Annotated in this window: 12 protein-coding genes; 7 read left to right on the top strand and 5 right to left on the bottom strand. The window is 74.6% G+C overall.

Features of this window, described 5'->3' with window-relative positions; translation table 11 throughout:
- The first annotated feature begins 64 nt into the window (after window positions 1–64).
- The 7 genes from NRO40_RS04090 to NRO40_RS04120 all read left to right on the top strand — a co-directional run bounded on the left by NRO40_RS04090 (window position 65) and on the right by NRO40_RS04120 (window position 6,260).
- A complete protein-coding gene (locus NRO40_RS04090; protein ID WP_058941064.1) occupies window positions 65–1,105 on the top strand; it encodes a GDSL-type esterase/lipase family protein in 1,041 nt (346 codons plus the stop codon).
- 420 nt (window positions 1,106–1,525) lie between these two features.
- Entirely contained in the window at window positions 1,526–2,413 is an 888-nt protein-coding gene (locus NRO40_RS04095) for an STAS domain-containing protein (protein WP_058941065.1), read from the top strand.
- On the top strand, window positions 2,410–2,808 hold the full coding sequence (locus NRO40_RS04100) for an STAS domain-containing protein (RefSeq protein ID WP_058941066.1): 399 nt from the start codon (window positions 2,410–2,412) through the stop codon (window positions 2,806–2,808). Before NRO40_RS04095 ends, NRO40_RS04100 begins: the two co-directional genes overlap by 4 nt.
- Window positions 2,805–3,332 carry an anti-sigma regulatory factor gene (locus NRO40_RS04105; RefSeq protein WP_079046874.1) on the top strand — a complete coding sequence of 176 codons (528 nt, stop codon included), beginning with the start codon at window positions 2,805–2,807 and terminating at the stop codon, window positions 3,330–3,332. Before NRO40_RS04100 ends, NRO40_RS04105 begins: the two co-directional genes overlap by 4 nt.
- A complete protein-coding gene (locus tag NRO40_RS04110) occupies window positions 3,317–4,360 on the top strand; it encodes a SpoIIE family protein phosphatase (RefSeq protein WP_257375329.1) in 1,044 nt (347 codons plus the stop codon). The genes NRO40_RS04105 and NRO40_RS04110 overlap by 16 nt, the downstream gene beginning before the upstream one ends.
- Complete coding sequence (locus tag NRO40_RS04115) at window positions 4,357–5,607, top strand: PP2C family protein-serine/threonine phosphatase (RefSeq protein WP_058941068.1); 1,251 nt, start codon at window positions 4,357–4,359, stop codon at window positions 5,605–5,607. The genes NRO40_RS04110 and NRO40_RS04115 overlap by 4 nt, the downstream gene beginning before the upstream one ends.
- A gap of 140 nt (window positions 5,608–5,747) precedes the next feature.
- A complete protein-coding gene (locus NRO40_RS04120; RefSeq protein ID WP_079046875.1) occupies window positions 5,748–6,260 on the top strand; it encodes an ATP-binding protein in 513 nt (170 codons plus the stop codon).
- Here the strand turns inward: NRO40_RS04120 and NRO40_RS04125 are convergent.
- The 5 genes from NRO40_RS04125 to NRO40_RS04145 form a co-directional block, all read right to left on the bottom strand.
- Window positions 6,199–7,041, bottom strand: coding sequence for an RNA polymerase sigma factor SigF (locus NRO40_RS04125; RefSeq protein ID WP_058941069.1), 843 nt, complete (start codon window positions 7,039–7,041; stop codon window positions 6,199–6,201). The genes NRO40_RS04120 and NRO40_RS04125 overlap by 62 nt on opposite strands.
- Window positions 7,042–7,241: 200 nt before the next feature.
- Window positions 7,242–8,687, bottom strand: coding sequence for a GuaB1 family IMP dehydrogenase-related protein (locus tag NRO40_RS04130; protein WP_058941070.1), 1,446 nt, complete (start codon window positions 8,685–8,687; stop codon window positions 7,242–7,244).
- Window positions 8,688–8,874: 187 nt separating this feature from the next.
- Window positions 8,875–9,888 (bottom strand): sugar-binding transcriptional regulator, encoded by a 1,014-nt coding sequence (locus tag NRO40_RS04135; protein WP_058941071.1) that lies wholly within the window; start codon window positions 9,886–9,888, stop codon window positions 8,875–8,877.
- A gap of 118 nt (window positions 9,889–10,006) precedes the next feature.
- Window positions 10,007–10,690 carry a ribulose-phosphate 3-epimerase gene (rpe, locus tag NRO40_RS04140; protein ID WP_058941072.1) on the bottom strand — a complete coding sequence of 228 codons (684 nt, stop codon included), beginning with the start codon at window positions 10,688–10,690 and terminating at the stop codon, window positions 10,007–10,009.
- A gap of 185 nt (window positions 10,691–10,875) precedes the next feature.
- Window positions 10,876–12,312 carry an RsmB/NOP family class I SAM-dependent RNA methyltransferase gene (locus NRO40_RS04145; RefSeq protein ID WP_058941073.1) on the bottom strand — a complete coding sequence of 479 codons (1,437 nt, stop codon included), beginning with the start codon at window positions 12,310–12,312 and terminating at the stop codon, window positions 10,876–10,878.
- Window positions 12,313–12,353 lie beyond the last annotated feature (41 nt).

Raw genomic sequence — 12,353 nt, forward strand, 5'->3', positions numbered from 1 at the left:
TCGACACATCGGGGCATTCGAGGCCATGACACGGACAGGCCGGAGGGACGAGGGGAGGTCGCCGATGGCGTCACCGAGGAGCGGCGAGGACTGGCTGGATCCGCTGCCCTTCCTGCGGGGCACGGCGTGGCTGGACGGCCCCCGCGCGGTGCGGGCCGACCCCGCGTCGCTGGGGGTGCTCCCGTGGGACGTCTCCGAGCGTGCGGCGCTGCCGATCGGGGTGCGCCTGGAGTTCACCGCCGGGCCCGGCACCCGGGCCGTGGAGCTGCGCTACCGGGCCCGGGTGCCCGGGCCCGACGAGCGACTGCGTGACGTGGCCCACTCCTTCGCCCTGTGGCGGGATGGGCACTGCCTCACCGAGACATCCGGGGAGCCGGCCGGCGGGGAGGCGGTGGTGACGCTGCCGCTGCCGGCGGGCCGGGAGGGCGGCGGCGCGTACACCGTGCACCCGCCGGAGAGCCAGGCCCCCGTGGTCCTGGGGGTACGGGCGGTGGGCGGCGAGGTGCGGCCGGCGCCGCCGCGCCCGCGCTGGGTGGTGCACGGCGACTCGATCACCGAGGGCTGGTGGGCCACCCGGCCCGCGCACGCGTGGCCCGCGGTCGCCGGCCGGAGCCTGGGGCTGGACACGGTGAACCTCGGTTACGCGGGGTCGGCCCGGGGCGAGCTGCCGGTCGCGCAGCAGCTGGCGACGCTGCCCGCCTCGCTGCTGACGCTGGCCTGGGGCACGAACTGCTGGGAGCCGGTGCCGACGTCGGCGCCGCTGATGTACGAGGTCACGCGGGCGTTCCTGACGCTGGTCCGGCGGGGCCACCCGGACACGCCGCTGCTGGTGCTCTCCCCGCTGCTGCGCCCGGCCGCCGAGTCGACGGCCAACGCCCTGGGCGCGACGCTGGCGGATTTGCGCAGGGCCATGGAGGAGGCGGTACGCGACCTGCGGGCGGCAGGGGACCGGCGCCTCGCCCTCCTGCCCGGATTCCCGGTGCTGGCCCCCGAGCATCTGGCGGACGGCCTCCACCCGAACGACGCGGGCCACGCCCGGATCGCCGCGGCGGTGGCCGGCGCGGTACGCGCGCACGGCTTCCTCCAGGCGCGCGCGGCGGCCTAGGGGGCGTCGTGTCGATCAGGTCGGATCAGGGAGCGGGGTCCGGTGCGCGCGCCCGCACGGCAGCGGAGGGGGTCGGCGCGGAGCGTCGGCGACCGGCGACAACGCCGCGAGGGCTCGTGCCGGGCGCCGCGAGCCCGACCTGATCGACGAGACACCCCCTTGGTCGCGTCCTCCCCCGTCGGATCGTGCCCGCGGCGGCCCGCGGACAGGGGGGCATGGGACGGCCGCGAGGGGGTAGGGGCGCACCCGGAACGACTGTGACGGGACCGACCACGCGAATTCGCACCCGCCACCGGCGAACCCTACGATGTCCGACTGCGTTGTACGAAGGTGTAGGGGGCCCCGGCCAAGTTCCGTGGGCGCCGGTCGCGTTCGCGGTGCCGGGCCGGGGTCGTCTCCCGTCAGGTGCGAGAGGTGCGTGTGAACTTCAGCGAATCGAGTGTGCGGGACCGCCTGTGCGAGGCGCTGCGCGATCGTGAGGAGGAGATCGCGGACCGATGGGTCCGGCTCCAGCTGGAACAGGCCGTGCTCAGTACGGACATGAGCGAGCACGAGGTCCGCGAGGAGGCCGACCTCCTCATCTCCGCGCTCGCCGCCGGGCTCGCCAGCGACGTCCCCGTGGAGCGGCTCGTCACCACGCGCAACGACCTGCGGCGCACCGTCATAGAGCTCTCGCTGCGGCGCGCCCGCGCCGGGGTGTCGCCGACCGCCACCTCGCTCGCCGTGCTCTCGCTCAAGGAGGCGCTGCTCACGGCGGTCCAACACACCACGCGCGACTCCGCGGAGCTGTTCTCGGCCGCCATCCTCATCAACCGGCTCCTCGACGCGGCGGGCGTGCTCTCCTTCGAGACGTACGTGGAGGGCCGCGAGGAGATCATCCAGCGGCAGAGCCGTCAGCTGCTGGAGATCTCCACTCCGGTGGTGCGCCTGTGGCGGCACGTGCTGGCGGTCCCGCTGATCGGGACGCTGGACACCGCGCGCACCCAGGTCGTCATGGAGAGCCTCCTCCAGGCGATCGAGGACAACGAGGCCCAGGTGGCGATCATCGACATCACGGGCGTCCCGGCCGTCGACACGGCGGTCGCCCAGCACCTGATGCACACGGTGAACGCGGTGCGGCTGATGGGCGCCGACTGCGTCATCAGCGGCATCCGTCCCCCCATCGCGCAGACCATCGCGCAGCTGGGCATCGACCTGTCCACGATCCTCACCCGGGCCACGCTCGCCGACGCCCTGGCCGCCGCCGTCCGGCTCACCGACCAGCCCTCCGTCGACCCGGGTGCCACCGCACGGCCGGTGACCGAGTGACGCCCCCGCGCGCCACGGGCGTACCGATCCTGCGGCTCGGCGACGTGCTCGTCACCGGGCTGCTGAACGAGCTGGACGACACGTCCGCGCTGGCGTTCACCGCCGAGCTCACCGAGCGCATCGCGGCGGACGGCGCCCGCGGCGTGCTCATCGACATCTCCCGCCTGGAGATCATCGACTCCTTCGTCGCCCGCACGCTCATGGAGCTGACGACCATGTCCCGACTGCTCGGCGCCCGCGTCATCGTGGCCGGCATGCGACCGGCCGTCGCGATCACCCTGGTCGAGCTGGGCCTGCAGCTGACCGGCGTCGAGACGGCGCTCAACGCCGAGCAGGGGCTGACCGCGCTCGGCTGGCAGCGGATGCCGCACCCACCCGGGGAGGGCCGCCCATGACGCGGGGAGGGGACGCCCTGGCGGCGGACCTGGTGCGCCGGCCCCGTTCGCCGGTGGGGGACCTCGGCGGACTCGCACCGGACGCGGCGGACCTGGCGGAGGCCGACGGCGAACTCGGCGAGGAACCGTGCTTCCGCCACGACGTGCGGTCCGAGGAGGACCTGCTGACGGTCCGTCATGCCGTGCGGGCCGCCACGGTCCGGGCCGGCTTCGGCATCGTCGACCAGACCCGCGTCGTCACCGCCGCGAGCGAACTGGCCCGCAACGCCTACGTGCACGGCGGTGGCGGGACGCTGGAGCTGCGGTTGCTCCGCCCCGGCGGTCGGCGGGGCCTGCGGCTGACGGTACGGGACGAGGGGCCGGGCATCCCCGACGTGGAGACCGCCCTGCAGGACGGCTACACCACCGGCAGCGGGCTCGGGCACGGCCTCGGCGGCGCCCGGCGGCTCGTGCACGACTTCCAGATCCGCTCCGCCCCCGGGCAGGGCACCACCGTGGTGGCCACCCGGTGGAACGACCGGTGACGGCGCTGACCGCCCGGGTCGGCGTCCAGGACGACGGAGCGGTGGGCATCGCGGCCACCGTCGCCCGCCGGGCCGCCGCGGCCGCGGGGCTGCCCGGGCCCCTCGCCGACCGCGCCGCCGAGTGCGCCGGGGCGCTGGCGCGCGCGCTCGCCGCCCGGCAGCTGCGCGGCGCCGTGTACATACAGCCACCGCCCCTGCGTCCGGGGCTGGACATCGTCGCCGTCGGGGCCGGCCCGGCACCGGAGGGCAGCGCGCCCTGGCCCTCCGGCGCGGCCCCCTCGGAGGAACCTCTCGCTTGCGACTTGCGGTCCGTACGCGACCTCGCCGACCACTTCCTGCTGCGGTCCGTGCCGGGGCGCGGCACGGCGGCGTGCGCGCACCTGAGCCCGCACGCGAAGCGGGCCGGGGAGCCGCCCGCCGGACGGGCCGCGCCCCCGCCCGACGCCGGGTCGGTGCTGCTGCCCGCCGAGGGCGAGACCTCCTGCGGCGACGCGTGGGCGTTGGAGACGTCGGCCGACGGCGGGACGGTGACGGCGCTGGTCGCCGACGGGCTGGGCCACGGCCCGGCCGCCGCCGAGGCGGCCGACCGCGCCGTGTGCGCCTTCCGGGGCTCCCCCGGTCTGCCGCTGCCCCAGCTGATACGGACGATCCACACGGCGCTCCGCAGCACCCGGGGCGCCGCCGTGGGACTCCTGCGGCGGACGGCCGACGACGCCGTGGAGCACTGCGCCGTCGGCAACGTCCGCGCCTGCGTGGTCGGTCACGACGGGGTGCGCCACCGCTTCGGCGCGCAACCCGGCGTGGTCGGCTGGAACATGCCGCCGCCGACGGCGCACCGGCTGCCGGACGCCGACGGCGGCACCCTGCTGATGCACAGCGACGGCGTCCAGGGCGGCTGGGCCGGGCTCCCCCCGGGACTCACCGCCCTGCCCGCCCCCCTGCTCGCCGTCGTCCTCGCCCACCATCACCGCGCCACCAGGGACGACGTCACCGTGCTGGCCGTGGGCCCCGCCCGGAGAAGACCATGAGACCCCAGTGCACCACGCACCACTCGCTGGACGAACTGCGCACCACCCTGCGCCGGTTGGCGCACCGGGCCGGGATCGAACCGGACCTCCGCTCCCGGCTCGTGCTGTCGGCGAGCCGGCTCGCCGCCGGTGAACTGGCGGCCGGCCGGCCCGTGTCGCTGGAGGTCCTGCCGTCCCCGAGGGTGGAGGCGGCGTCCCTGACGGTGCGTCTGCGGCTGCCCGGCGCGGACGCCCCTCCCCCGCTGGCCGGGCTGCCCCTCCCCGCCCTGGAGGCGCCGCCCGCCGGGGCGGCCTGGACCGTACCCCTCCCGGGGCCCGTCGACGCCGAACCGGCCGGGTCGGCCGGGGGCGCCCCGCCCGACCCGGTCGCGCTGCTGGAGGAGGAGGCGGCCGTCCTCATGGAGCGGCTGGACGCGCTGACGCGCGAGCACCGGCGGCTGAAGGACGAGCTGTCCGAGACCAACAGCGGCGTGCTCGCCCTGTACGTGCAGCTGGAGGAGCGCGACGAGCAGCTCCGCAAGGCGCACGGCCGGATGCTGCACCAGCTGGAGGACGCCCTGCGTCCCCCGCCGGTGCGGGCGCCCGGCCTGGAACTGGCGGTCCGCTACGAGCCGGCCGAGAGCCACGCGCCGACCGGCGGCGACCTGTACGACTGGTTCCGGCTCCCCGACGGCACGGTCCACATCACCCTCGTGGACGCCCTCGGCCACGGACTGGCCAGTACCCGCAGCGCCCTCAACGTCACCCACGCGGTCCGCACGCTGGCCCTGGAGGGCCACGACCTGCGCACGCTCGTCGCCCGCGCCGCCGAGACCCTGGCCGACTTCGACCACGAGCTGATGGCGACGGTGCAGGTGGTGCGGATCGACCCGCAGACGGGCGACCTGCGCCTGGCGAACGGCAGCCACCCCCCGGCCCTGCTGGTGCGGCGCGACGGGGACACCCACTTCCTGGAGGCCGCCGGGCGCGGGGTCGGCTTCCCCCTGCCCGGCAGCGAGGCGGTCGCCGAGGACCGTCTCGACCCGGGCGACCTGCTCCTGCTCTACACCGACGGCCTGACCGAGAGCCGCCGCGACCCCCGGGAGGGCGAGCGCCGCCTCACCGAGGCCGCGCGACGCCACCGCAGCCGGCCCATCGAGGAGGTGCCGGTCGCCATCGCCGAGGAGATGCACACGCTGATCCTGCACTCCGACGACACGGTCGCGCTGGCCGTCCGCCGCCGGGACGACGCCGCCGTGAACGGGTGACCCCGCCGCCGGAAGCACCCCGGAAGCACCACCAGACGACGCATGCACACACCGTGACGCCCTGGTCTCACTGGTGAGTCCTCGCCACACGGTGGTGAACACCGCGGTGAACGGGTACGCGGAGCCGGGAAGGAGGCACCGTGCTTGTACTGGACTCACGCACCGCCGACAGCGGTGAGGTCCGCGACGTCGTCACCGGCTTCGTGGCCGACCGCTGCCCCTGGGCCGACCTCGCGGCCGTCCGCCTGGTCGTGACCGAACTCCTGGCGAACGCGCTGCGCCACACCGACGGGCGGTGGCGGTTGCGGCTGCTCGTCCAGGGGCGGCGGCTCACGCTGGAGCTGGACGACGCGAGCCCCGTGCCACCGGAGGTGCGGCGGCCGGACTTCGGCGGTGGGGGCGGGTTCGGCTGGCCACTGGTGCTGCGTCTGGTCGACGAGGTCGACGTACGGCCGGGTCCCACGGGCAAGACGGTCCGGGCCGTGTGGTGGGAGCCGGACGCCGACCGGCCGGAGGAGCGCTCCGACGGGCGGGCCCGGGGGGCGACCGACGGGCGGGGCGGAGGCTCGGCCGGTACGGAGGCGCCGTACCTCAGCCGTCGCTCAGCATCCGCTCGCGCATCCGGGTCGTCATCCGGGACAGCAGACGACTGACGTGCATCTGCGAGACGCCGAGCCGTTCGCCGATCTGTGCCTGGGTCATCTCCTCCACGAACCGCATGTGGAGGATGGCCCGGTCGCGGTCGTCGAGCTCCTCGACCATCGGCTTGAGGGCCTGGAGGTCCTCGGTCAGCCGCATCGCGCGGTCCTCCTCGCCGAGGAGGTCGGCGAGGGTCGCCGACGCGGGCTCGCCGGAGTCGTCGAGCGGCATGTCGAGCGAGGCGGCCGAGTACCCGTTGGCCGCGACGAGGCCCTCGACGACCTCGTCCTCGCCGATCCCGAGGTGCGCGGCGAGCTCGCCGGCGGTCGGTGAGCGGTCCAGCTGCTGGAAGAGCTCGTCGGTGGCGCGGGCCAGGTCGATGCGCATCTCCTGCAGGCGCCTCGGGACGTGCACCGCCCAGCTGGTGTCGCGGAAGAAGCGCTTGATCTCGCCGATCACGCACGGCATGGCGAACGAGGCGAACTCGACCTGACGGGTCAGCTCGAACCGGTCGATGGCCTTGATCAGGCCGATGGTGCCGACCTGGACGATGTCCTCCATCTGGTCGGACCGGCTGCGGAAGCGGGTGGCCGCGTACTTCACGAGGGACAGGTTCAGCTCGATGAGCGTGTTGCGCACGTACTGGTGCTCCGCGGTGCCCTCCTCCAGGACGGCCAGGCGCGCGAAGAACAGCTTCGAGAGTTCCTTGGCGTCCCGGGGCGCGACCTCCGTGGGGTCCGGGATCCGGGGTAGGGGAGCCGCCGGTGCCGTTTCCGTCGGGGCCGTGATCGCCATGGACACGGTGCCCTCCCTTCCTGTCGACGTTGCCGGAGGCGCGTCTACCCCCGATCGGGCCGGGCACACCCGGAGGACACGACTTTCGGCCACTGCCCGGAGCGACAGGAGCGGGGATCGCCGCGACGCGCGGGAGCCGTCCCCGCGCGGACGGCGGGGACGGCTCCTCGGGTGCTGGGGGTGGGCCCGGCGCGCGGGGGTCAGCTCCAGCTGGCGTGCAGCGGCTTGCCCTCGGCGTAGCCGGCGGCACTCTGGACGCCGACGACGGCCTTCTCGGCGAACTCCTCCAGCGAGGCGGCACCCGCGTAGGTGCAGGAGGAGCGGACGCCCGCGATGATCGAGTCGATCAGGTCCTCGACGCCCGGGCGGGACGGGTCGAGGAACATCCGCGAGTGCGAGATGCCCTCCTCGAAGATCGCCTTGCGGGCCCGGTCGTACGCGGACTCCTCGCTCGTGCGGTTGCGGACGGCGCGCTTGGACGCCATGCCGAAGGACTCCTTGTACAGGCGGCCGCCGGCGTCCTGCTGGAGGTCGCCCGGGGACTCGTAGGTACCGGCGAACCAGGAGCCGATCATCACGTTCGACGCGCCGGCGGCGAGCGCCATGGCGACGTCGCGCGGGTGGCGGACACCGCCGTCGGCCCAGACGTGCTTGCCGTACTTCTTCGCCTCGGCGGCGCACTCCAGGACGGCGGAGAACTGCGGGCGGCCCACGCCGGTCATCATGCGGGTGGTGCACATGGCGCCGGGGCCCACACCGACCTTGATGATGTCGGCGCCGGCCTCGATCAGGTCGCGCACGCCCTCGGCGGCGACGATGTTGCCGGCGACGATCGGCACCTGCGGGTCGAGGCCGCGGACGGCCTTGACCGCGGCGATCATCGACTCCTGGTGGCCGTGCGCGGTGTCCACGACGAGGGTGTCGACGCCGGCGTCCAGCAGCTGCTTGGCCTTGCCCGCGACGTCGCCGTTGATGCCGACGGCGGCGGCGACGCGCAGCTTGCCGTTCGCGTCGACGGCAGGCGTGTACAGCGTGGCGCGCAGCGCGCCCTTGCGGGTCAGGATGCCGGCGAGGCGGCCCTCCCCGTCCACGGCCGGGGCGTAGCGGCGGTTGTGGTGGTCGAGGGTGTTGAACGCCTCGCGCGGGTCGATGTCCGCGTCGAGCAGCAGCAGCTCGTCCTTGGACATGACCTCGGACAGCTGGGTGAAGCGGTCCACGCCGGACAGGTCCTGGTCGGTGACGACACCGATGGGCCGCTGGTCCGCGTCGACGACGACGCCCGCGTTGTGCGCGCGCTTGGTCAGCAGCGACAGCGCGTCGGCGACGGTCTGGTGGGGGTCGAGCACGATCGGGGTGTCGAGCACGTGGTGGCGGCTCTTCACCCAGGAGATCACGTCGGTGACGACCTCGATCGGGATGTCCTGGGGAATCACGACGAGCCCGCCGCGGCGGGCGACGGTCTCCGCCATGCGGCGGCCGGCGATGGCGGTCATGTTGGCCACGACCAGCGGGATGGTGGTCCCGGTGCCGTCGGGGGTGGTGAGGTCGACGCCCTGGCGAGAGCCCACGGCCGAGCGGCTAGGCACCATGAACACATCGTCGTACGTCAGGTCGTACGGCGGCTTCAGGTCATTGAGGAAACGCACGTGCTGAACATCCCAGTCGTTCGGAGTTGGCCCCCGGGCATCTCAGCCGGGGGGAAAACGCACGTACTTCATTGTCCCATGCCGACGCGCGTTCGACCCCCGGGCGGAACCTCCAGGTCACGCGGGGTGACCTGGTGGGTTCCTCCAATCCCGCCTGATCCGGCGGGGCGGTCCCGGTCCGGCCGGCTCAATTGTCCGGGTCGGCGCGCTCCAGCGCGGGCCGCGGACCCGGCTCGGACTCGGTCAGCAGGTACTCGGCGGCGGCGGTGTCCGTGACGAGGCTGGTGACCAGCCCGGAGCGGAGCACCGCGCCGATGGCGGCCGCCTTGCGGTGGCCGCCGGCGATGGCGACGACCTCGGGGATCCGGCGCAGCCGGTCCGCCTCGACGGTGATGCACCGCTCGCCCAGGTCGCGCCCGACGCGACGGCCGGAGGCGTCGAAGAGGTGCGCGGACATCTCCGCGGCGACGCCGAGCGACGCGTAGTGGGCGCGCTCCTCGTCGGTGAGCATGTCGTGGACGGTGGAGATGCCCGGCTCCCAGGAGCCGATGGAGACCGCGGCGACGGTCACCTTGTCGAAGTAGTCGAAGGCGCGGGCGATGCCCGTCTGGTTGCGCAGCGCGGCCGCGGTGGCCGGGTCGGGCAGCAGCATGGGCGCGTAGATGGGGTGGGCCTCGCCACCGGAGACCTGGGCGGCGCGCCGCACGGCCTCGACCGAGCCGCGCTCGGCGGTCCCCGCGTCGTACACACCGGTGAGCTGGACGACCGTACAGGGGGGCAGCCGGTCGAGGGCGGCGGCCATGTGGATGGTGGACCTGCCCCAGGCCAGGCCCAGCACGTCGCCTTCGGCGACGAGCTCGCCGAGCAGGTCGGCCGCGACCTCGCCCAGGTTCTCCGGGTCCGGCGACTCGTCCTCGGCCTCGGCCGGGGACTCGACGACGACGGCGTGGCGCAGGCCGTACCGGGCGCGCAGGGCGTCGGAGCGCTCCGCGTCCAGCTCGGCGGGTACGCGGATCTCGATCCGTACGAGGTCGCGCTCCAGGGCGGTCTCCAGGACGCGGGCCACCTTGAAGCGGCTGACGCCGAACTCCTCGGCGATCTGGATCTTGGATTTGCCCTCGAGATAGAAGCGGCGCGCCATGGCCGCCGCCTGCACCAGCTCCGCGGGTCCCATCCGCAGGGCTGGACGTCCCGCCGACATTGCAGACACCGCGTTCTCCTCACTGCTCTTCACACTACGGATGGCCATCCTTGCAGATCCGACGACCCCTGATCAGTCCTGTTGGTTCGCGTTCATCTGCCGGTGACCCGGCGGTGGCTCAGTGTCCGCACGCCCACGCGGCGGAGGCGGTCGCCCGCTCGGCGTCGGCGCGCAGCGCCCGCACGGCCCCGGCCGGGTCGTCGGCCCCGTACACGGCGGAGCCGGCGACGAAGACGTCGGCCCCGGCCTCGGCGCACCGCTCGATCGTGGCCGCGGAGACTCCGCCGTCGACCTGGAGCCACAGCTCCAGGCCGTGCTTGGAGATCAGCTCACGGGTGCGTCGGATCTTGGGCAGCATGATGTCGAGGAAGGCCTGTCCGCCGAAGCCGGGCTCGACGGTCATGATGAGCAGCATGTCCAGTTCGGGGAGTAGGTCCTCGAACGGCTCGATGGGCGTGGCGGGCTTGAGCGCCATGGAGGCGCGCGCGCCCTTGGCCCGGATCTCCCGCGCCAGCCGCACGGGAGCGGCGGCGGCCTCCACGTGGAAGGTGACCGAGCCCGCGCCCGCCTCCACGTACTGCGGGGCCCAGCGGTCGGGGTCCTCGATCATCAGGTGGCAGTCGAGGGGGATGTCCGTCGCCCGGCTCAGCGACTCGACGACCGGTACGCCCAGGGTGAGGTTGGGCACGAAGTGGTTGTCCATGACGTCGACGTGGAGCCAGTCGGCGCCCTCGACCGCCCTGGCCTCCTCGGCGAGGCGGGAGAAGTCGGCGGACAGGATGCTGGGGTTGATCTGGGCCATGGGCCCAAGCCTGCCATGTTCGGGGCCCCTTCCTCGCCCCGATCCCGCGCTCTCCCGTCCCGGGGCGGGGACAGTCCGCCCGATTCCCGGCGAATCCGGGCGGGACGTTCGCCGTACCGGCGGACGGTCCCGCCGGGGCGCCCGGCGACCGCGCCCCGGCGGCGTCCGGCCCCGACGGGGGACCGTCAGGCGGTGCGGCGCAGGAGCGCCAGGTACATGGCGTCCGTGCCGTGCAGGTGGGGCCAGAGCTGGACGTCGGGCCCGTCGCCGAGCGCGGGCACGCCGGGCATGAGGGGGCGGGCGTCGATCAGCTCGGCGCTCGTCCCCTCGGCTCCCCCGCGCCCCTTCAGGATGTCGTCGACGACCGCCCGGGTCTCCGCGAGGTGCGGTGAGCAGGTGGCGTACCCGACGACGCCGCCGACGCGCACCGACGTGAGCGCCTCGGCCAGCAGCGACCGCTGGAGCGGCGCGAAACCGTCCAGGTCCTCGGGGCGGCGGCGCCAGCGCGCCTCGGGGCGGCGGCGCAGGGCGCCGAGGCCCGAGCACGGCACGTCGACGAGGACGCGGTCGAAGGAGCCCGGGCGCCACGGCGGGCGCGTGCCGTCGGCGGTGACGACCCGGTACGGGCCGGGGTTGCCGTCCAGGGCGCGCGCGACGAGACGGGCTCGGTGGGGCTGCTTCTCGGCCGCGAGCAGGAAGGCCCCGCGCCCGGCGGCGAGCGCGCCGAGCAGCGCCGCCTTGCCGCCGGGTCCGGCGCACCCGTCGAGCCACCGCTCGTCCGGACCGTCGAGGGGGGCGTTGGCCAGGGCGAGCGCCACGAGTTGGCTCCCCTCGTCCTGCACGCCGGCCCGGCCCTCCCGGACGGCGTCCAGGGCGCCCGGTTCGCCGCCCTCCGAGAGGCGCACGGCGTACGGCGACCAGCGGCCGGGGAGGCAGGCGTCCTCGCCGAGCGTCTCCAGCAGCTCGTCGGGGGTGGCGCGGCCAGGACGGGCGACGAGCGTCACCTCGGGCCGTTCGTTGTCGGCTTCCAGCAGGTCCTCGATGCCCGCGCGGCCGCCTCCCAGCGCGTCCCACAGGGCGGACACCACCCAGCGCGGATGCGCGTGCACGACGGCGAGGTGGTCCTCCGGGTCCTCGTCGTACGGCGGCGCGACCCGCTCCAGCCAGGCGTCCATGTCGTGCTGGGCGATCTTGCGCAGGACGGCGTTGACGAACTTGGCCCGTCCGTCGCCGAGCACCACGCGCGCGAGCTCGACGCTGGCCGAGACCGCCGCGTGCGTCGGGATGCGCGTCCCGAGCAACTGGTGCGCGCCGAGCGCCAGCACGTCCAGCACCGGCGGGTCGACCTCACGCAGCGGCCGGTCGACGCAGGCGGCGACGATGGCGTCGTACGTGCCCTGGCGGCGCAGCGTCCCGTAGACCAGCTCCGTCGCCAGCGCCGCGTCCCGCGCGTCGAAGCCGTCCTTCTCCCGCGCCTTGCGCAGCAGGGGCGGCAGGACGAGGTTGGCGTAGGCGTCCCGCTCGTCGACGGCGCGCAGCACCTCGAAGGCCAGGATCCGGACGGGGTCCTTCTTGGGACGCCGGTGGGGCTTGGGGGGACGGCGACGGGCTTGCTCGCTCAAAAGGTGCTCCGCTTTCGCATTCGGTAGAACCCTTCCAGCGT

The organism is Streptomyces changanensis (assembly GCF_024600715.1).
Taxonomy (GTDB): Bacteria; Actinomycetota; Actinomycetes; order Streptomycetales; family Streptomycetaceae; genus Streptomyces; species Streptomyces changanensis.

Bases quoted from the DNA above. Each gene is read 5' to 3' on its own strand.
- NRO40_RS04090 (WP_058941064.1), top strand. From the start codon at position 65: ATGGCGTCACCGAGGAGCGGCGAGGACTGGCTGGATCCGCTGCCCTTC.
- NRO40_RS04105 (WP_079046874.1), top strand. From the start codon at position 2,805: ATGACGCGGGGAGGGGACGCCCTGGCGGCGGACCTGGTGCGCCGGCCC.
- NRO40_RS04115 (WP_058941068.1), top strand. From the start codon at position 4,357: ATGAGACCCCAGTGCACCACGCACCACTCGCTGGACGAACTGCGCACC.
- NRO40_RS04125 (WP_058941069.1), bottom strand. From the start codon at position 7,041: ATGGCGATCACGGCCCCGACGGAAACGGCACCGGCGGCTCCCCTACCC.
- NRO40_RS04135 (WP_058941071.1), bottom strand. From the start codon at position 9,888: ATGTCGGCGGGACGTCCAGCCCTGCGGATGGGACCCGCGGAGCTGGTG.
- rpe (WP_058941072.1), bottom strand. From the start codon at position 10,690: ATGGCCCAGATCAACCCCAGCATCCTGTCCGCCGACTTCTCCCGCCTC.